This window comes from Pseudanabaena minima str. Chao 2107 (assembly GCF_051131155.1).
Classification (GTDB): domain Bacteria; phylum Cyanobacteriota; class Cyanobacteriia; order Pseudanabaenales; family Pseudanabaenaceae; genus Pseudanabaena; species Pseudanabaena minima.
Window position 1 is genome coordinate 4768551 of the sequence record NZ_CP159508.1, and the last position, 20110, is coordinate 4788660.

Annotated in this window: 15 protein-coding genes and 3 pseudogenes; 9 read left to right on the forward strand and 9 right to left on the reverse strand. The window is 41.5% G+C overall.

All coding sequences use genetic code 11. The annotated features are described in order from the left end of the window. Positions 1-80: 80 nt before the first annotated feature. The 3 genes from ABM313_RS21575 to ABM313_RS21585 form a co-directional block, all read right to left on the reverse strand. Entirely contained in the window at positions 81-884 is an 804-nt protein-coding gene (locus ABM313_RS21575) for a DUF1838 domain-containing protein (protein WP_434685184.1), read from the reverse strand. A 215-nt stretch (positions 885-1099) separates the two neighbouring features. Continuing rightward, entirely contained in the window at positions 1100-1492 is a 393-nt protein-coding gene (locus ABM313_RS21580; protein ID WP_434685185.1) for a diacylglycerol kinase, read from the reverse strand. A gap of 52 nt (positions 1493-1544) precedes the next feature. Then, complete coding sequence (locus ABM313_RS21585) at positions 1545-1973, reverse strand: DUF2358 domain-containing protein (protein ID WP_434685186.1); 429 nt, start codon at positions 1971-1973, stop codon at positions 1545-1547. Between the two features lie 174 nt (positions 1974-2147). Between ABM313_RS21585 and ABM313_RS21590 the strand changes: the two genes are divergently transcribed. Next, on the forward strand, positions 2148-2606 hold the full coding sequence (locus ABM313_RS21590; RefSeq protein WP_434685187.1) for a DUF2214 family protein: 459 nt from the start codon (positions 2148-2150) through the stop codon (positions 2604-2606). Positions 2607-2643: 37 nt separating this feature from the next. Here the strand turns inward: ABM313_RS21590 and ABM313_RS21595 are convergent, their stop codons facing one another. Continuing rightward, a complete protein-coding gene (locus ABM313_RS21595; RefSeq protein ID WP_434685188.1) occupies positions 2644-2970 on the reverse strand; it encodes an ArsR/SmtB family transcription factor in 327 nt (108 codons plus the stop codon). Positions 2971-3057: 87 nt separating this feature from the next. On the opposite strand from ABM313_RS21595, the gene arsB reads away from it, so the two are divergent. The 3 genes from arsB to arsJ all read left to right on the forward strand — a co-directional run bounded on the left by arsB (position 3058) and on the right by arsJ (position 6562). Continuing rightward, a complete protein-coding gene (gene arsB / locus ABM313_RS21600) occupies positions 3058-4116 on the forward strand; it encodes an ACR3 family arsenite efflux transporter (RefSeq protein WP_434685189.1) in 1059 nt (352 codons plus the stop codon). A 115-nt stretch (positions 4117-4231) separates the two neighbouring features. Beyond that, positions 4232-5239: an ArsJ-associated glyceraldehyde-3-phosphate dehydrogenase gene (locus tag ABM313_RS21605; protein ID WP_434685190.1), complete on the forward strand. Its 1008-nt coding sequence runs from the start codon at positions 4232-4234 to the stop codon at positions 5237-5239. A 63-nt stretch (positions 5240-5302) separates the two neighbouring features. Continuing rightward, positions 5303-6562 (forward strand): organoarsenical effux MFS transporter ArsJ, encoded by a 1260-nt coding sequence (arsJ, locus tag ABM313_RS21610; RefSeq protein WP_434685191.1) that lies wholly within the window; start codon positions 5303-5305, stop codon positions 6560-6562. Between the two features lie 13 nt (positions 6563-6575). On the opposite strand, the gene ABM313_RS21615 is transcribed toward arsJ, so the two are convergent. After that, on the reverse strand, positions 6576-7964 hold the full coding sequence (locus ABM313_RS21615; protein ID WP_434685192.1) for a Fic family protein: 1389 nt from the start codon (positions 7962-7964) through the stop codon (positions 6576-6578). A 311-nt stretch (positions 7965-8275) separates the two neighbouring features. Between ABM313_RS21615 and ABM313_RS21620 the strand changes: the two are divergent. The 5 genes and pseudogenes from ABM313_RS21620 to fabD form a co-directional block, all read left to right on the forward strand. Continuing rightward, a pseudogene (locus ABM313_RS21620) lies at positions 8276-8527 on the forward strand (permease); the annotation flags it as partial. Positions 8528-8611: 84 nt separating this feature from the next. Beyond that, positions 8612-9654 (forward strand): annotated as a pseudogene (locus ABM313_RS21625) (IS630 family transposase). Between the two features lie 6 nt (positions 9655-9660). Then, positions 9661-9795, forward strand: a pseudogene (locus tag ABM313_RS21630) (permease); the annotation flags it as partial. Positions 9796-9939: 144 nt separating this feature from the next. After that, complete coding sequence (locus ABM313_RS21635; RefSeq protein ID WP_434685193.1) at positions 9940-10434, forward strand: HNH endonuclease; 495 nt, start codon at positions 9940-9942, stop codon at positions 10432-10434. 434 nt (positions 10435-10868) lie between these two features. Beyond that, a complete protein-coding gene (gene fabD, locus ABM313_RS21640; RefSeq protein WP_434685194.1) occupies positions 10869-11750 on the forward strand; it encodes an ACP S-malonyltransferase in 882 nt (293 codons plus the stop codon). Between the two features lie 35 nt (positions 11751-11785). On the opposite strand, the gene ABM313_RS21645 is transcribed toward fabD, so the two are convergent. From ABM313_RS21645 to glmM, 4 genes are all read right to left on the reverse strand, one after another. After that, positions 11786-14119, reverse strand: a complete 2334-nt coding sequence (locus tag ABM313_RS21645) for an EAL domain-containing protein (protein ID WP_434685195.1) — start codon at positions 14117-14119, stop codon at positions 11786-11788. A gap of 769 nt (positions 14120-14888) precedes the next feature. Continuing rightward, the gene (locus ABM313_RS21650) at positions 14889-15323 is read right to left on the reverse strand and encodes a response regulator (RefSeq protein ID WP_434685196.1); all 435 of its coding nucleotides are present in this window, start codon (positions 15321-15323) and stop codon (positions 14889-14891) included. 69 nt (positions 15324-15392) lie between these two features. Beyond that, positions 15393-18497 (reverse strand): PAS domain-containing protein, encoded by a 3105-nt coding sequence (locus ABM313_RS21655; protein ID WP_434685197.1) that lies wholly within the window; start codon positions 18495-18497, stop codon positions 15393-15395. 205 nt (positions 18498-18702) lie between these two features. Continuing rightward, positions 18703-20088, reverse strand: coding sequence for a phosphoglucosamine mutase (gene glmM / locus ABM313_RS21660; protein ID WP_434685198.1), 1386 nt, complete (start codon positions 20086-20088; stop codon positions 18703-18705). Positions 20089-20110 lie beyond the last annotated feature (22 nt).

Consider the following 20110-nt stretch of genomic DNA (forward strand, 5'->3'; position numbering starts at 1 on the left):
AATAAAAAAATGCGGCACTTAGTGCCGCATTTTTTTATTTCTGGACAAACACAAAACGGCTAGCCGTTTTGTGTTTTGGTTTAGACTGTAGGAATAGGGAAAGTAACACCTTGCAGATAAGCATCAAAATGCTGTTTGAAATATTGCCATGATGTCATTTCTGCATCTTCAGTTTTTTCAGATGGTGCATCCCTAAACAAAGGGATACGGGTTTCAATTTCTCTTTTGAGAACCAGTGGTAGTTCGTTAAAATCTTTAACCTTCTTACCAGAGGCGCTATAAATTAGATTCCCCTCACGCTGTCCCATTTTCATCCAAGGTAGCCATAGTCCTACACGATTCCATGACATGACTAATTTTGAAACCGTTGTGGTTGTAGGATCTTCGAGATCAGCTACAGGCACAGAGAGTTTAAATAACTCAACGGCGTTGTACATCGGGCGATCGCAATATTCAGCAAATTTAGGATCGTCAGCAAGGGGATTAGGATACTGAGCAAATAAGTCGAAAATGAAAGTTGCGGTATCGCCTTCAACCTCGGCAGGGATATTGTGGCGAAATGTACCTTGAATCGGACTATTAGCGACATGCACTACAGGTAACATCTCACCAGTCCAAGGATTTTGCCAATGACGGATTATCTCTTTAGTCTCAGGATCAAGATATAGAATCACTTCGCGAGAAGTGAAGTCCCATAAGCCATCACCTTTGTCTATACATCGCGCCACATTCATACCAACGATTTGGAACAACTTACGGTTTGGCTCATTAGGCATAAAGGAATACAGATAACCACTCCAAGCCCAAAAAGACGGTGTGCCATTAGTTGTACATCTAGTTTTAGCAAATTGCGTAGGCGAAAATTCTCTCGTTTCTGCAAACATTGATTTTCTCGCTATTTTAGGTTTTGATCGCTTATCGCTAGCTTCAGTGTACAAAATTTATGCAAAGTAACACACATATAAGCAAGCCTCTTTACTAGGAAAAGACAAAATGCTGCTTAATCACATCAGATTTGGTGCATTCTCGATAATATTGTGAGGCGGCACGAAGCGCCGCCTCACAATATTATTTGTAGCTAAAGAGGCAGCATCCTACCTCATTGTCTAGCGAGTTGTAATTTGATTATCATCTGCCAAAGATGACTTGCCTCAAGAATTAATGTGGCAGCCCATACAAAAATACTAATACCAGCCGCTGCGGCGGCAATATCTTTAATAATACCGATGCGCCGATCCTCCTGTGGTTGCACAAAATCACACAAAATTTCGATCGCGCTGTTAAGTAACTCTGCCACTAACATCATTCCTGTTGCCAGCAAAATCAAAGTAACATCAATCCATTGCTGAAGAATAAATGTCAGGATGAAGAGTGGCACTGATAAAGCAAGTTTGTAAGCGACACTAAAATCAGATACGGCAAAATGAAGCCCCGAAAATATGATTTTTAACTTCCTTATGGGATCATATTTAGATTTTGGTAGCTTAGACATAGACTCGTCGATAAGGGAGCTAAAAACAGTTCCCATATCTTAATCTTTAATGTTAATGAAACACAAAATGCTGTTTGATGACATCCAGTTTGGTGCATTCCCAATAATCAATATGGGAAATAATTAGCTCGCGATCGCCTTCTCCATTGTCCAAAGTATCTGCAAATTTATCTACAGTCAGATCACTCCAACCTGTAACACTAATCCGAGGTTTCCAAGGTAAAGGTGCATCCCAACTCATTGTCCAGCTAGCCTTAACGAGATTTTCGGTACGAGAAATATCATGGAGTTCTAGTTTGAGATTTTTAAACCAAAAGGTAATAAACCCAATCATCTTTTGATATTGCTTAATCCCACGAAAGTTATACACAGGATCTTTGAAATAGACATCTTCGCTATAGATGCTATAAGTCTGCGCTTCAGGGAATTTCGCGTAATCTGCTTTGATGATGTCGAGAATATTGGTCGTTGATGTGGTCATGGGGGCGAGATCCTCTTCTAAATTTATGGCACTAGACTTTGATGATAACCTTGAGAACCCACTGCGCTAAGAATCTCAAGAGAGATTAAGGACTTACAGTAAAATAAAGAACTAGTTTTTGCGCCGTGGCTTTGCCACGGCGCAAAAACTAGTTCTTTATTAAAGGAGACCCTTATGTGGGCTAATGCGATCTCTGCCTATCTACATTATTTGAGCCTAGGACTTATTTTTGCATCTCTATCTACGGAATTATTTACACTAAAGCAAGACCTAACCAATCGTAATGGATGGCGGATTCTGATTGCCGATACTATTTATGGAATCGCAGGAATTACGGTATTAGTGACGGGGATCTTAAGATATTTATATTTTGAAAAAGGTGCAGATTACTATTCCCATCAGCCCGTTTTCTGGATGAAAATATCTGTATTTATTGCGGTTGGTTTATTATCACTATATCCCACAGTTTCATTCTTAATGTGGATTAAAAATCTTCGTGCAGAAAAGTCTCCAGAGGTAAGTCCAGAAAAAGTAAAAACCTTAAGAACAATCATTCATATTGAACTTGTTGGATTCAGTCTAATTCCTCTCCTCGCTTCTATGATGGCAAGAGGAATTACGTTAGGCTTATAAAAAACAAAACAGAGGGGGCGCTTAGCGTTCCCTCTGTTTATGAAAGAGCATCCCTTAACATCGCTAACTTTTCAGGCAAAATGCGATAGTAAATCCAAGTTCCACGACGTTCCTTAGTGAGTAAACCTGCTTCGTATAAAACTTTGAGATGATGGCTGACCGTCGGTTGCGCTAAACCTAACGTCTCTACCAATTCACAGGCGCATACTTCTTGACTAGGTTGAGCCGCAATTAAGCTCAAGATTTGTAAACGCGCAGGTTCCCCCAATACTCGAAATATAGCCGCTAAATAGTTGGCATCGTCAGTGGTGAGGCGACCTTCTAGTAAGGGAGGACAACAGGTAATCGATTGATTTGGCTTCATAACTTTATAGTGCCATGAATTAATGAGAGGTGACAAAATATCGATTATTATAAATATTGATATTAATCAATATCAGGTAAATCAATCATGGCACATATACAGCCAATTAAAAAACTCTCTATACTTGATCGCCTTTTGACGGTCTGGATTTTTCTGGCGATGGCGATCGGGGTGACCATTGGGGCACTTTTTCCTGCGGTTGATCGCGTGATCAATCAGTTTCAAGTTGGCACTACGAATATTGCGATCGCGATCGGCTTAATTTTGATGATGTATCCACCCTTCGCCAAGGTACGTTACGAAGAGTTAGGCGATGTCTTTCGCAATAGCAAAATCTTAGCGCTAGCCCTATTTCAGAGTTGGATCATTGCACCGAGTTTCATGTTTTTCTTGGCGATCGCCTTTTTTCGAGACTCACCTGAATATATGGTGGGCTTGATGTTAATTGGGATTGCGCCATGTATTGCAATGGTGATCGTATGGAGCGATCTCGCTAAGGGAAACTCCGAATATACGGCGGGATTAGTTGCCTTTAATAGCATCTTCCAAGTTCTGTTTTATAGTTTTTATGCTTGGTTTTTCATTACTGTATTACCGCCGCTATTTGGCTTACAAAGTACTGTGGTGAATGTCAGTATCATTGAGATTGGACAAACTGTTTCTATTTATCTCGGTATTCCCTTTATTGCAGGTTTTTTGACGCGCTTTTTTCTGAGCAAAATTAAAGGAAAAAGCTGGTATCACAATGTATTTATTCCTAAAATTAGCCCAATCACCCTGATTTCATTGCTGTTTACGATTGTGGTGATGTTCAGCCTCAAGGGGAATTTGATGTTAAAAATCCCTTTGGATGTGGTCAGAATTTCCATTCCATTATTAATTTATTTCGTTGCGATGTTTATAGTTAGCTTTTATTTTGCTTGGCTCATTAAGGCAGATTATGACAAAGCGGCGAGTGTAGCTTTCACGGCAGCAAGTAACAATTTTGAACTAGCGATCGCTGTTGCAGTCGGTGTATTTGGGATTAATTCGGGTGCTGCTTTTGTGGCGGTTGTTGGTCCTCTAATCGAAGTTCCCGTTTTAATTAGCCTTGTCAATCTATCTTTTTGGTTCAAGCGCAATTTCTTTGACGCAAAAATGACTTAAGTCCTAAATTTTATTGTTGACAGATTCCCCTAAATACAGCCAAAATAAATATATTGATTATCATAAATATTTGCTTTAATCAATATTTAAAATATACTTAACCTTTAGATAATCTATGGCTGTGCGAGTCGGTATTAATGGCTTTGGCAGAATTGGCAGATTGGTGCTGAGGGCTGCTTGGGGATTTCCCGAATTAGAATTTGTGCATATCAATGAAATCAAGGGCGGTGTAGAAACTGCTGCACATTTACTCACATTTGATTCGGTACATGGACGCTGGCAACAAGATGTACAAGTAATCGGCGATCGCATCCAAATTGATCATAAATCCCTTAGTTTTAGCGAATATGCCAAACCCGAATTAGTCAACTGGCAAGACTTAGGTGTAGATCTAGTTCTAGAATGTTCTGGCAAATTCCGCACCCCCGAAACCCTAAATCCCTATTTCACCAAAGGCGTAAAGAAAGTAATCGTCGCGGCTCCAGTGAAGGAAGATGCCCTAAATATCGTCATGGGAATTAACGATCATCTTTACAATCCAGCGCAGCATCATATTCTTACCGCTGCTTCTTGTACGACCAATTGTCTCGCGCCTGTGGTGAAAGTCATCCATGAAGGTTTAGGTATTAAACATGGTGTGATTACCACGATTCACGATAATACTAATACACAAACCCTTGTTGATGCTCCTCATAAAGATCTTCGTCGTGCAAGGGCTTCAGCTTTGTCCCTAATTCCCACAACTACGGGATCTGCTACAGCGATCACACTCATCTATCCCGAACTCAAGGGCAAGTTAAATGGATTAGCCGTGCGAGTACCTTTGCTGAATGCTTCGCTTACGGATTGTGTGTTTGAAGTAGCAAGAGAAACCACAATTGAGGAAGTCAATCAACTATTAAAAATAGCCGCCGAAGATGAACTAAAGGGGATTTTAGGCTACGAAGAACGTCCTTTAGTTTCTATTGACTATAAAGACGATTCGCGATCGTCGATTGTTGATGCCCTCTCGACAATGGTTGTGGATGGAACTCAGGTAAAGATTCTCGCTTGGTATGACAACGAATGGGGCTATTCCTGTCGCATGGCGGAATTAGCGAGAAAAGTGGCAATCGCCCTCTAATCATCACAAAAAGAAGCGTGCAAAGCACGCTTCTTTTTGTGAAAATAATTTTTGAGAAAATCTATGACCTCTTCTATTACATCTCAAGCAAACTTCAAAAACTATGTGCTAGTCACCCTCACCTATTGGGGATTCACGATTACCGATGGTGCTTTGCGACTTTTGGTATTGCTTTATTTCAATAACATTGGCTACACACCGATTCAAATCGCTTCTCTATTCCTATTCTATGAAGTCTTTGGAGTCGTTACTAATTTTTTAGGCGGATGGATTGGTTCGCAATTGGGGCTAAAAGTTACGCTCTATACAGGGATTGGCTTACAGATTTTCTCCCTTGCGATGTTGTCTTTTCTCAATCCAGAATGGACGCAGTGGCTAGCAGTTCTTTATGTGATGATTGCCCAAGCTTTTTCAGGAATTGCTAAAGACTTAACGAAAATGAGTACCAAAAGTGCGATTCGCCTAGTCGTACCGCAAGGTGCTCAATCGGCTTTGTTTAAATGGGTTGCGATTCTCACAGGTTCTAAGAATGCCCTTAAAGGTGTAGGTTTTTTTGTCGGAAGCGCTTTATTAGGACTATGCGGCTTTGTGAATTCCCTATGGATTATGGCGGGAGGTTTATTCCTGCTCTTGTTCACAGGCTTATTTTTACCCAAGGGCATGGGCAAAATCAAAGCGAAAGTCAAATTCAAACAACTCTTTTCCAAAAGCCCTGAAATTAACCTCCTATCCGCAGCAAGATTCTTTCTCTTTGGTTCCAGAGACGTATGGTTTGTAGTGGGACTGCCTGTATTTTTGCGAAGTGTTTTAGGTTGGTCGTTTTATCAAGTTGGTGGATTTTTAGCCTGTTGGGTAATTGGCTATGGCATCATTCAATCCCTTGCACCGACATTAATTAAGCGCTTTGGTTCTGGTCAACCGCCCCGATCTCAAACTGTACGATTTTGGACAACCTCCCTCATTGCGGTTCCTGCCATCATGGCGATCGCTCTGCAATTAAATTTCCCTGCAAACTTTGTAATCATCGGCGGCTTACTAATTTTTGGTATTGTCTTTGCCTTTAACTCATCGGTGCATTCTTACTTAGTTCTCGCCTTCACCGATGATGACAAAGTAGCGTTAAATGTGGGTTTCTACTATATGGCAAATTCGGGCGGACGCTTAGCAGGAACGGTGTTATCGGGATTAGTGTATCAGTTTGCAGGTTTAGTGGGATGTCTCTGGGTTTCAACTGCTTTAGTTCTTGCCGCCGCCGTAATTACGCGCAAGTTACCCGATCCGCAGATTAGTAAGGCGATCTCATGGAAATCTGATGGTGAGTAGGCAATAGCCTCTATTACAATTCCAATCTTGCTTTTAAGTTAGCTGGAGCAATATAAATACGCGCTTTACCTCGCTTAGCTTGAGCGATAACTAATAAATCTCTATCTGCCAAATCTACAAGATATTTTCTCGCAGTGTTCTCAGTAACGCCAAAATCAATCGCCACCTGTTTTGCCGTAAACTCTTGTCCAGGAGATTTTACGGCTTCTTTCAAGATTTCCAAATGACCTCTATTCAGAGCTTTGGCTAATGGACTTCGATTAACCCAATCCATGAATTGATTAAATTCATCTCTTTTTCTATCTATGTACTCATACAAAGATTTAATAGCTTTTTCGATAGTTTCAACTTGGTTATAGATAAAATAAGTGAGGTCAAAATCATCAGTTTCTGTATAGATAAAAGCTTTATCATAAGCCCCACGTTTTTCTTTGATGAATTTGCTGATTGACACATATTCAAACAACCAATAATCATTTGACCTAAGAATACTCCAATAAAAAATAGCTCTTGCAGTTCTACCATTGCCATCGCCAAAAGGATGAATATAGGCAATCATAAAATGGAGAATAATCGCTTTTATGATGGGATGGATAAAATCTGAACCTTGACTATGCTCTTGATTGGCAAAGTTACATAGATGCTTGAGCCTAGATTGGATCGTCTGCGATTCAGGGGGATAAAATACATTCTCACCATATAAATCAGTCACAATAATATTATTGTCTTGTCTGAATTGTCCTGATATGGCAGCATTATCAATGGCTTTATAGGTTGCTATACTATGTAACTCTAGTATAAATTCTATTGATAGCTCTTCATCTCTTCTCTCAATCGCTTTTTTCATTAATTGGTAGTTATTGAAAATCATCTGTTGAGATTTATCCTTAGGAGCAAGACTCTTTTTGAGCATCTCCTGTGCAACTTCGCGAGTAGTTGAAGCTCCTTCTAACTGGGATGAAGTGATGGCTTCTTCTAGCATTAAGCTTTTCACAAAATAATGTTGCTTGTCACTTGACGAGATGAAGTTATTGCCATCTCTGATCTCTTGACCTTTAGCAATCATTTTGTCAATTGAGTGTAACCTTGCATGGAGTGAGTCAGGGATGTTGTAACTAAAGCAAGATTCTTTGTCTGCCTGTAACTGTTGGAGGTACTTTGCTCTTGCTTTTCTATTGATTTTAGTCGCTACCCATGCAACTAGTTCGTCATCTCCTCTTTCCACTCGCCATTTAAATTCATCCCAATGTAAATATCGACCTTTGCGATCAGTTGCACCATATTTGCTGAGTGATGGTACAACTTTCTTCTCTTCAAACTCATGATCGACATCAGGCTCATTCTTATTCTTAAACTCGTTCACGAGATCAGAAAAAGGCTTTGGCACTCTAATTTTTGACATAGAGTTAGTTTTTAACTTAATCCTAGTAGGTCTAGTCTATGTGATTTTATCTGTAAGTTGGAGATCGCTTGGAAATCTATAAACTAAGATAAAAGGCAGCACGAAGTGCTGCCTTTTATCTTGAGGTCATTCCTATGCTTCATCATCACGAACACAGTCATGCTCCTAATACCAATTCACGAAAGTGTGGCAACACTTTTGTGAATTAAGAAACAAACCCAGTAAGGGTTTTAAAAACGCAAAATGGCGTAGCCATTTTGTGTTTTGGTATAAAACCTATAACCGTGCCTTTTTGATTGGCACAGGGCTAATTTCAATCTAGCGAAATTGTGCGATCGGTTTGGCTTTATGTGGTACTTGGCATTGCGATCGGTGCAGGAATACATGGTTACGTGCCGACCGCTTTTATTGTCAAATATGCAGGAGTACATAATCCTTTAGCAGTTCCCCTTGCAGTAATTTTAGGAGTGCCACTCTATGCCAATATTGCAGGGGTGATGCCGATTACCGAAGCATTAGTCAATAAAGGTATGCCGATGGGTACGGTATTAGCTTTCACAATGGTATACTTTAGACGGTCAGAACTTGAGCTTTGAGAAAATGGGATAATCGGCTAAAGAATTTAATACTGCCGCCAAGATTAATTCATGATTACAATCGAATTTTCAGAAGACGAGAAGAAAAAACTACTGCACGAAAGATTTCATCATCCTCATCCAAGGGTGCAGATCAAAATGGAAGCACTGTGGTTAAAAAGTCAAGGCATGGAGCATCAAGCTATTACCCAGTTGGTCGGGATTTCAGCAAACACCTTACGCAGTTATCTGCGTGAGTACGAAGACGGAGGCATTGAAAGACTTAAGGAGATCCGATTTCACCGTCCAAGTAGCAAGTTAATAGACCATGCACCAAGTATAGAAGCACATTTCCGTAAACACCCACCCGCAAGTATTAACGCAGCAATCGGAAACATTGAAACCCTCACGGGAATTCGTCGATCCCCCACCCAAGTCAGGCTATTTATGAAGCGCATGGGTATGAAATGTCTTAAGGTTGGTGTGTTTCCAGCCAAGGCAGATCCAGATGTACAGGAAACCTACAGACTCGAAGAGCTAGAACCTCGCATTGAAGAAGCTAAAGCAGGGAAAAGAGCCCTTTTTTTGTAGATGCAGCTCATTTCGTTATGGGGGCTTTTCTAGGATTTGTATGGTGTTTTGAGCGGTTGTTTGTGCGAGCACCCTGTGGACGCAAACGTTTTAATGTCCTAGCCGCATTAAATGCTATCACCCATGAAGTCATTACCGTCACCAATGACTCCTATATCAATGCTTTGAGTGTCTGTGAACTGCTCGAAAAATTGGCTACCCTCGGTTTATCCATCCCCATCACCCTCGTTTTAGACAATGCTCGATATCAAAATTGTCAACTTGTCCAAGATTTAGCACATTCTCTCGGAATTGAGTTGCTCTTCCTGCCCAGTTATTCCCCTAACCTCAATCTCATTGAGCGATTCTGGAAATTTGTCAAACAAAAATGTTTGTACTCAAAATACTATGAGGATTTTACGTTGTTTCAGGATGCTATTTCTTCATGTATTGAGAACGCTCATATTAACCATAAAAAAGAACTGCTATCGCTACTCACTCTCCGTTTCCAAAATCTCAAAAAAGCTCAGATTATACCCGTTTAAAGTATAGTTACCGCCCTATCCCTGCCTGAAATCGTGATTCTCAAAAAAGTACTGCGTCCTCAACTGTTAGCTGTATTTGTTGGTCTGATGACGATTGATATTATCAGCATCGGTTACATCTTCAATGCATTGCTGTTGTAGCAATATCGGTTTTGATGAAAGTCAGCCGTCGGCTGACTTTCATCAAAACCGATATTTATAATGAGAATTGCTGATCTATATAGAATTATCTAGCTGATTTTTGGCTACCTGTGGTAGCATCTCTTGTAAGTTCGCTTAATGGTAATGGCAAAAGTCCTTGTACTAAATGCATCCTATGAACCGCTGAACATTACAAATTGGCAGCGAGCTATTGTGTTGGTTATAAAAGGCAAGGCTGAGCAAGTAGAACATAATGGCAAAATGATTTATCCTGGGATGCCATTGCCCACTGTGATCCGAATGCTGCAATATATCAGCATTCCCTACAAAGAAATTCCGCTTACCCGTCGTAATATTCTCCACCGTGATTCTCATTCCTGTCAGTACTGTGGACATACAGGTGATGATTTAACTCTTGATCACGTTTTGCCGCGATCGCGTGGTGGTGGTGATAGTTGGGACAATATTATTACTGCTTGTGTACGTTGTAATGTCAAAAAAGGCAATCGTACTCCTAAAGAAGCTTCGATGCCACTACGCAAGCAGCCACGTCGTCCCCACAGTGGGTTGCATTTCGAGGTGACGAAATATCTGCGATCAGGAAATCATGACGAATGGCAAAAATATATTATTAATTAGTCTAATACCACAACAAAAAATGACGACGAGTGGAGGCGCTTCGCGCTGCCATTCGCTTTTTGGGTTTATTTGCCTTAATGTAACGTGAGTTCGGGATAAGCTACAAAATTGTAAAAGCCAAAACAGTAAAAGCCTCGCTTCGCGAGGCTTTTACTGTTTTGGCTCCTAGAGAGGGTTCGCAGCGCGAACCCTCTCTAGGAGCCAGTTTAAAATTAACCCGAACTCAGGTTAATGTAAGTGACTACAGCAAACCCAAAATACAAGTAGCGGCGCTTCGCGCCGCTACTTGTATTATTTGCCCTAGTTTAGCGCTCAAACGCAAACTAAGGGACTTTTGGAAAGTGTTGCTTTGCAACACTTTCCAAAAGTCCCTTAGGGTTCACATGGCGTTAAACTGTAAAATGTAACCAAAGCTTAATAAACATTTTATAAAAATGACCAAAAATGTATGGGTATTCCCTGGACAAGGTTCTCAGGCTGTCGGCATGGGCTTAGATCTTGCGGAAGTAGGCAAGGATAAGTTTGATAAAGCCGAGCAAATTTTGGGATGGTCGATTTTAGAAAAATCCCAGACGGACGCGAAGGAACTTGCCAAAACCGAATTTACCCAGCCTTGTTTGTATGTAATTTCGGCAATTCTTGCTGATATATTGAAAGCAAAAGGCGCAAAACCAGATGCAGTAACAGGGCATAGTTTGGGAGAATATAGTGCGCTCTATTGTGCGGGTGTAGTGGACTTTGCCACAGGTTTGGAATTAGTGAAGCAGCGATCGCTCCTGATGGCAGAGGCAAGTGGCGGTGCAATGACTGCTCTGCTTGGATTTGATCGCACTGCCTTAGAAACTGCGATCGCCCAAACTGAAAACGTAATTTTGGCTAATGATAATAGCAACGATCAAGCCGTGATTTCAGGAACAGAAGCGGCGGTAAAATCAATTTGTGAACAGGTCAAATCTAAGAGAGCGATTTCTTTGGCGGTAAGTGGTGCATTTCATTCTCCTCTAATGGCGGATGCATCCGCTAAATTTACGGCAATTCTTGAACAGACGATTTTTAATGAAGCGACAATTCCTGTCATTTCCAATGTAGAGCCAAATGATGCTACGACTTCTGGGCAGCTTTTGCGCGATCGCCTTACTCAACAGATGACTTCCCCAGTGCGTTGGCGCGAAATCTGTTTGTATCTTGCGGCACAAGGATATGAACAAGTAATCGAAGTTGGCACAGGCAAAGTTTTGACAGGACTAGTGAAACGCACGACTCCCAGCTTGAAATTGGTGAATGTCAGTACTTTGGAACAGGCGATCGCTTTTTAAAAATCAAAAAATAGAATAGGTGCAATGCGCCTATTCTATTTTGACATGGATTCTAATAGGGGAGCGATCGCCTCCGCTTCTAAAGGCGCAAATAGATAGTATCCCTGCCCCGCTTCACAATTATAATTTCTCAGACAGTCCAACTGCTCAGAAGTTTCTATCCCTTCTGCAATTACATTTAAGCCCAGATTAATTCCCAAAACAATAATTGCTTTTACGATTTCCCCATCTTCAGGATGATGATCAAGTTGGTTGATGAAGGAGCGATCAATCTTGAGCGTATGAATTGGAAATCGATGCAAATAGCTTAACGAAGAATAACCCGTACCAAAATCATCAATGCAAGTTTGAATACTCTGTTCACTTAATTCACCTAAGATTTGCGCTGCTAAAGAAGTTTTTTCGATTAATATACTTTCCGTTATTTCTATCTTCAAATTATGGTTGTTTAGCTTCGTTTTTTGGATTATATTCTCGATTTGACTAGATAGATCCGACTTAGAAAACTGTTTAGCTGATAAATTAACATTCATGGTTAAGTTAGCAGCGATCGGGAACTGCTCCTGCCATGCTCTTAGCTGAAAGCACGCCTTCTCTAACACCCAAAAGTCAATATCTACAATTAGTCCTGCATCTTCCGCTAGTGGAATAAATTCCGCAGGATATATCAATCCTTGGTCAGGATGCTGCCATCGCGCTAGAGCTTCAAAGCCCAATATTTGTCGTGATTGTAAGCACACAATTGGTTGGTAATGTACTCGCAATTCTTGGCGTTCAATAGCTCGACGTAACTCATTTTCTAGTCTGAGTTTTTTGAGAGCCTCCGTATGCATCGCAGGATTGAATATTTCATATCGATTTCTACCTTGTTCCTTAGCCCGATACATGGCTGTATCCGCATCACGCAGCAATTGATCTGGTTGCGTATAGTCAGAAGAACTGAGAGCAATGCCAATACTTGTACTAATAAATATTTCATTGCCATCGAGTATTACTGGTAATTGCAATGAGTCTTTGATTCTATTTACAACCTCGATTACATCATTAATATCTTCGATCTCTTCTAGCAACATCACAAATTCATCACCCCCTAGTCTTGCGACCGTATCCCCCCCACGCAGACAGCCAACTAGACGTTTTGCCACAATCTTTAATAACTGATCACCTGCCAAATGCCCAAGACTATCATTGATTACCTTAAATCGATCTAAGTCTAAAAAGAGAACTGCAAACTGCTCAGGGAGATTGCCTGAATTCAGAAATAAGCGCCGATTGGATAGTTGTAAAGCATGGTTGAGGCGATCTAAAAATAAGGAACGATTTGGTAAGCCTGTTAACGAATCATGAAAAGCATCATGACGTAGCTGTGCTTCCATTTTCTTGCGCTCGGCTAGTTCTGATTGAGCATTTTGATAGAGTTCTGACTGATGGATCGCGATCGCACATTGATCAGCGATCGCCTTAACGAGTGATAGCTCATTGTCAGACCAAATGCGTATGCGATCGCATTGATATAAACTAATTCCACCTAAATAAGTTTGTTGATACAACAGAGATGTGATCAAAAGAGACTGGATATTATACTGTTCTGCCAAGTGTCTTAGCTCTTCTGGAAGATCATCACTAATTTGATGAATAGGAATTTGCTTTCCTTGGATCAAAACATCTTGATAATGGATATAAAACTCACAAGACAAACCAATGACAAGTTGATCAGGATCAATATTCTTTTTACTGGCATAGCATACCCGCATTCGCTGCGAATTATCTGGCTGAAAGATTAAACAATGAGTGACATTTAAAGCTTCTTGTAACAGATCCGCTGTTGTTTGCAGTACCTCTGCTAGAACGAGAGTCTCTCGCATGGATTGAACAATACGATTAATAATAGTTTCGCGCCATGCTTGCTGTTCGATTTGGGCGATCGCTGCTTTTTGTTGACGACGCAACTCAAATTCTTGTAAAGCACGCTGGAGAACACTAGGCAACCGAAATAACCGATCCTTCAACACATAATCAGTCATTCCCGCTTTGATGCATTCAACGGCGGCTTCTTCCCCTAAACTGCCCGTAATCAAGATGAATGGAATATCTTGTCCTGATTGCTTGAGAAAACTAAAAGCTTGTAACCCATTAAAACTTGGTAGTCGATAGTCTGACAAAACGACATCATAGTTTTTGTCTTGCAAAAGCTTCTGGCATTCGATCGCTGTAGCTGTGGTGTCATAGGTAAAATATAAACCTGATGATTCAAGAGCTAATAGTGTCAGCTCTACATCTGCCTCCACATCTTCAATAATCAAAATACGCAGCGAGCGCTGCCCTTCTAATTTTTCCGATTCTCCCAACTCTGACATCAAGTTTCTCATGGTTTACAGACGCAAAGATATAGATTTAGAGTTTTGCTTGTAATCATTCTCAACTACCTGCAACTGCTTGTACTAATTCACAAAAGTATGGACATACTTTTATGAATTAAAAAATAAACCCTATAAGGGGTTTTTTAAAATCACAAAATGGTGTATGCATTTTGTGATTTGGTATTAGTTCAGTATTTAGTCAATAGTTCTTGCTTACCAAAGTATATCTAAAAAAATACTTAAATAAACAGTACTTATCTCTTTGCGATTTAATTAAGAACCCAATTTTTAGTGGCGCGGCTTCGCCGCGCCACTAAAAATTGGGTTCTTGCTCTCTTAAGTAGAGACATTCATAATATCAATTCATATTACGTAGAAGCAGAGATGGTAGTGCTAAATAGGTAAGGATGGGCGGCGCGAAGCGCCGCCCATCCTTACCACCATAAATCCTTTCCTTTTTAGGACTACCGCAGAGATTAGGGGCTTGGAAGCTCCTATAGCAAAAAAAGTTGCTAGTACAAACCAAAAACCAAGAAGTGAGTGACGACGCTTTGCGCCGTCACTCACTTCTTGGTTTTTATGCCTTAAGACCTGTACAAAAAATGTAGGGATTTGGTCTCCAAAGCCTCTTTTAGAACTGTCGCCATTCATAAAAACCAAACAAATGAAGGCGGCGCGAAGCGCCGCTTTCATTTGTTCCAAAAGAGAAAAGCACCACTTTTCTCTTTTGGTAGTTTATTTCTTAATAAGCTTGGCGACAGCTATGACGTTAATCAGGTTAATCAATTGTCGGTATCTGATTTAGCATCATCCAGTAAAACCCTACTTTTTGAGACATTTCTACAAACTGTTGAAAATCTAAAGGTTTGACAATATAACTGTTGACACCTAGATCATAACAAGCTTTTAAATCTCGGTTCTCGCCTGATGAGGTCATGACAACAACCACAAGATTACGAGTACGCGGAGATTTACGAATCATTTCTAAAACTTGAATACCATTGATTTTTGGTATTTTGAGGTCTAAAAGCACTAGCCTAGGCAAAGGCTGGGTGGGTGGTTGCCCATCTCGCCCAAATAAATAATGAATCGCCTGTTCGCCATCTGACACTACATTTATTTGATTGACAAAGTTATAGCTGTCCAAGGCTATTTGGATTAGTTCGACATCATTAGGATCATCTTCAACAAGCAGAATTTGAGTAGGTTCCATATGTATTTAGACCATTAGATTAGACTATAAGAATTGTTGGGACTAAGTGGCGCGTTGCGCCGACTAGTTCTAGAGTTTTATAAAAAAGGTTGCTCCTTGATCTGGATGCCCTTCAGCCCAAATTGAGCCGCCATGACGTTGAACAATCCGTTGCACGATCGCTAAGCCAATGCCCGTGCCTTCAAACTCCCTTTCATTGTGCAATCGTTGAAAAGCACCAAAGAGTTTATCTGCATATTCCATTTGAAAGCCTACGCCATTGTCTTTAATTCTAACGGTTTGATCTGGCAAGCTATCAATTTGAATGTAAGGTTGAGGTTGGTTACGACTAAATTTTACGGCATTGCCAATCAGGTTGTGGAAAACTTGTTGTAAAAGTGTAGGATCGCCAACTAAAGTGGGTAATTCACCGATCGCAAATTCGACTAATGGATTGTGATGAGGATCGGTACGAATGATCTCGATCGCTTCATCAACTAGGGTGCGGATTGAGATCTCAGTTGACTCTAGTGGTCGCCGACCATAGCGAGATAGAGTAAGTAGCCCATCGATGAGATATCCCATCTTTTGGCTACTTTTCTCAATTACTTGCAGATAGTGAGCTACCTTAGCGTCATTTAGAGCTTCATGGCTTTTTAGACGTTGTTGTAGAGCATTGACAAATCCATGCATATGACGCAGTGGCGCTCTGAGATCATGGGAGACAGAATAACTAAAGGATTCTAATTCACGATTAGTACTGGCTAATTGGTTAGCTGTTTGGATGATTTTGGCTTCGGCGAGTTTGCGATCGCTAATATCAGTTACTCGCACTAGGTTAATCGTGCGCCCTCCCACCGTAATGGACTTAACGGCAAGATTGCCCCAAAAGTACTCACCTTTAAGGGTTACATATTCAAGTTCTCGGCTCCAAAAACCTTTAGTTTCTAGTTCTAAATTAATCTCTTCGAGTTCTAAGTCTGAAAATTGCGATCGCTGAAGTGTATGTCCTTCAATGCCAATGAGTTCTGATTTACTAGAAGCAGCAAAGAGGCTTACGGCGGGATGGTTACAGTCTATGGTGAGTAATGTTTGAGGATCAACCAAAAACAGTGCATCAGTGGATTCATTAAACAGGGCTTCCCGCAAATCACGACTACGAGTTAACTCAGCTTCAGCAAGCTTTTGGTCTGTAACATCCATAGCTGTACCGATAATGTGAGTCAATTGACCTGAGCTGTTATAAATCATTTCACCCCTAGCCATCACGTAGATCAATGTGCCATTGGGGTGAATGATCCGATGCTCAAGATCGTAGGATTGATGCAATTGCACCGCAGCTTGTACAACCTTGTCAAAATGTTCCCAATCATCTGGATGAATATAGAGCCGTAATTGCTCATAGGTTGGGGGATAGGCGCTAGGTTCTAGCCCATAAATACGAAAAACTTCATCTGACCATGTGAGAATACCCGTATCAATCTCATATTCCCAACTGCCAATTTTGCCAATCCGTTGAGCGGTTTTGAGGTGAGTATCACTTTTTAGTAAACGTTCTTCGGCTAACTTCCGCGCTGTAATATCAAAATTAATCCCAACAAAGCGTTGCGGTTCGCCTTGATCGTTGCGCTGCACCAAGGCATAGGCTTTGAGATAGCGAATATTGCCGTCGGGTAAGACAATCCGAAATTCGGGTTCGTAATCTTGTTCACCATTAAGAGCCTTTTGTACGGCTGCTTCGGCAAATGGGCGATCGCTAGGATGAACACGACTTGCCCAAGCTACATAAGCATCAGCTGATTGTTCGGGATTAACTCCATAAAGTTCATAGGTGCGCTCATCCCAAAAGAGGCAATTGTGAGCAATATCCCATTCCCAAATACCGATCGCGGCGGACTTCAGGGCTAGGGTTAAGCGATCAGTGAGATTTTGCAGTTGTTGCTTGATTATTTGGCGATCGGTCACATCACGCACAATCACCAATAGCTCATCATCACAGTAAGGGGCAATCCGCACTTCTTCATATACAGTTTTGCCAAACTTAGTGAGTTGATGCTCATAAATCTGGACTTCACCTGTAGCAATCGCCTTCTCATATAGTTGCAGTTGGGCTGCTAGGGTTTCTGAGGATAAAACTTCAGAAATATGATGTTTGATGGGAACATATTTTGACTTGTCGTAGGTTGAGGGCAGAATACACTGCACACAAGTTCCGTCTGGCTTAAGCAGCAATAACAGATCTGGAAGGGCTTGGAGAATCGCCCGATTCCGAGATTCACTTTCGCGCAAATCCGCAGTACGCTGCTCAATTCGCATTTCTAGTTCTTCATTAAGTTGTTTCAGTGCTAGCTCTGATAACTTAAGGGGGGTGATATCTCGTCCTACGGATTGAATCTCAACTAGTTCTCTTTGGTCGTTAAAAATCCCTTGATTGATCCATTGCGTCCAACCAATTTGATTGTTAGTACGGTGATCGCGATTTACGGCAATAAAGCTAGACTGTTCGGGACAGAGAGTGGACAAACCATATAAAATATTTTGCAAGTCATCGGGATCAGCAAAATCAATCCATCTTTTTCCAATCACACTTTCTAGACTGCCGCCCAGCATTCGACATAAAGCTTCATTCGCAAAGGTAATCGTGGTATCCGCAAGCGATCGCAAAATTAGATCACTTTGTTGTTCTACGATCTGGCGATAGTTGCTCTCACTTTGGAAGATTACTCCTTCTATATAGGGGGTCTTGTGGGGTTGCTGAAGATTATGGGTGATATCTCGGACTGTGTAAGCCGAGTTTTGGAGACCAATAATGTCGCTAATCTCATTGGCGATCGCATCTAGACGAATGGGAATTCCTGAAGAATCTTTGAATACTTTTAACCTTGCAGAGAAGCAGCGCATTTCCCCATTAAGCGGCTGAATACGATAGGTAATTTGAGATGAGCCTATTTTTTGAGCTTGAGCGATCGCCCGTTGCATTCTCGCCTGATCATCAATGGCTATCAGATCCAGCCATAAATAACCATTGTCCAGCAGATCATTACAGGAGCATTGATAAATTTCGGCAGCCGCAGTATTGAAATATAGCGCCGCGAGACTGGGCAAAGCCAATGACCAGATGAGATCATCAAAGCTATCCATGATCTCAGCCAGCAAGTTGTCAGGATAATGGATGGATTCTTGGGCATGACGCATGAGGCTAGCCCTCCACTAGAAAGTTTTTTAAAAAACTATCTATAGCAACCAAAGGTTTGCTTCGGACATAAAACCTAAAATACAAGTAGCAGCACGAAGCGCCGCTACTTGTATTTGCATTGCTATAAAAATACTTGGTTAGACTCAAGATTTTACTATAAAAAACTAAAACCTATAGCGCAGGCTCAGCTTGCGCTATAGGTTTTTAAGCTTTGACAAACTGCTTTTCAATGAGTCCTGTCAAACTATTTGTCCAATGCTGCGCCAAATCAAGAGTCTCAGCTTCTACCATGACGCGCATCAACGGCTCTGTACCAGAGGCTCGGACTAGAATCCGACCCCGATCGCCTAAATCCTGTTCAGCTAAAGCGATCGCCTGTACTAAAGCATCACAGGTCTGCCAATTGCGGCGCAATTCCCGATCTTCGACGCGCACATTCTTGAGCAATTGGGGATAGGGATGGAAGCTTTGATCCATAAGTTCAGCGAGAGGGGCTTTTTGTTTCGCTAGAGCCGCAAGATGCAATGCTGCAAGTAACCCATCACCGCTAACGGCATAATGCCGACATAGGACATGTCCTGATTGTTCACCACCGAGCATTGCACCTGATCGCACCATTTCTGCATGGACATATTGATCGCCCACATCGGTGCGGACTAAATTACCACCAAGTTTTTGCCATGCGCGTTCAAAGCCGAGATTTGCCATCACGGTGGTGACGATTGCACTGTTGGGGAGTTGATTATTTTCGAGCAACTCCTGTCCCCACAGGTACAGGATGTAATCGCCATCAACGACGCGACCATTGCTATCAACGGCTAAGACGCGATCGGCATCACCATCAAAGGCAAAGCCCATATCTGCTTGATGTTCCTTCACCGCCGCTCGTAATGGTTCAAGATGGGTAGAGCCGCAATTAACATTAATGCGATCGCCATCGGGTTCTTGGTGTAAGCAAATTACCTCTGCGCCTAAGTTGCGAAATACTTCTAGGGAAACGCGAGTTGCTGAACCATGAGCGAGATCGAGGACAACTTTGATGCCATTTAAATCTGTAGCGATCGAGGATTGCAAAGACTCTTGATAATCAGAAATTAAATGCGCCTTTTCGTGATATTTGCCCCAATCCGTAGAGGAATTAACCAGATCAGCATGAAGCCGTGATTCTAAAAGTTTTTCGATCGCCTGCTGCGTTTCACTACATAGTTTTGCCCCATTTGCCCCAAAGAATTTAATGCCATTGTCTTCAGGTGGGTTATGGCTCGCGGAAATCATCACACCGCCAAATATTTCAGGAGAATTGGCAGTCAGATAGGCAACCGCAGGCGTAGGACATAGCCCAATATGCCAAACATCCCAACCCGCTGCCGTTAACCCTGCGGAAATTGCCGATGAGAGCATATCACCCGATGTCCGCGAGTCTTGCCCGATCGCAATTACATTTGCGCTTTTGCTCTGATTTATAGCTCGATCAAGCTCAACCCGCTCTTTTAAAATCTTGCCTGCACTAATTCCAACTTCTAGCGCCAGTGGAGCCGTTAGAAAACTCCCAACATGACCACGAATGCCATCTGTACCAAACAATTTCATAAACTATCCTCTACACACACCT

Bases quoted from the DNA above. Each gene is read 5' to 3' on its own strand.
- ABM313_RS21575 (WP_434685184.1), bottom strand. From the start codon at position 884: ATGTTTGCAGAAACGAGAGAATTTTCGCCTACGCAATTTGCTAAAACT.
- ABM313_RS21580 (WP_434685185.1), bottom strand. From the start codon at position 1,492: ATGTCTAAGCTACCAAAATCTAAATATGATCCCATAAGGAAGTTAAAA.
- ABM313_RS21585 (WP_434685186.1), bottom strand. From the start codon at position 1,973: ATGACCACATCAACGACCAATATTCTCGACATCATCAAAGCAGATTAC.
- ABM313_RS21590 (WP_434685187.1), top strand. From the start codon at position 2,148: ATGTGGGCTAATGCGATCTCTGCCTATCTACATTATTTGAGCCTAGGA.
- ABM313_RS21595 (WP_434685188.1), bottom strand. From the start codon at position 2,970: ATGAAGCCAAATCAATCGATTACCTGTTGTCCTCCCTTACTAGAAGGT.
- arsB (WP_434685189.1), top strand. From the start codon at position 3,058: ATGGCACATATACAGCCAATTAAAAAACTCTCTATACTTGATCGCCTT.
- ABM313_RS21605 (WP_434685190.1), top strand. From the start codon at position 4,232: ATGGCTGTGCGAGTCGGTATTAATGGCTTTGGCAGAATTGGCAGATTG.
- arsJ (WP_434685191.1), top strand. From the start codon at position 5,303: ATGACCTCTTCTATTACATCTCAAGCAAACTTCAAAAACTATGTGCTA.
- ABM313_RS21615 (WP_434685192.1), bottom strand. From the start codon at position 7,964: ATGTCAAAAATTAGAGTGCCAAAGCCTTTTTCTGATCTCGTGAACGAG.
- ABM313_RS21635 (WP_434685193.1), top strand. From the start codon at position 9,940: ATGGCAAAAGTCCTTGTACTAAATGCATCCTATGAACCGCTGAACATT.
- fabD (WP_434685194.1), top strand. From the start codon at position 10,869: ATGACCAAAAATGTATGGGTATTCCCTGGACAAGGTTCTCAGGCTGTC.
- ABM313_RS21645 (WP_434685195.1), bottom strand. From the start codon at position 14,119: ATGAGAAACTTGATGTCAGAGTTGGGAGAATCGGAAAAATTAGAAGGG.
- ABM313_RS21650 (WP_434685196.1), bottom strand. From the start codon at position 15,323: ATGGAACCTACTCAAATTCTGCTTGTTGAAGATGATCCTAATGATGTC.
- ABM313_RS21655 (WP_434685197.1), bottom strand. From the start codon at position 18,497: ATGCGTCATGCCCAAGAATCCATCCATTATCCTGACAACTTGCTGGCT.
- glmM (WP_434685198.1), bottom strand. From the start codon at position 20,088: ATGAAATTGTTTGGTACAGATGGCATTCGTGGTCATGTTGGGAGTTTT.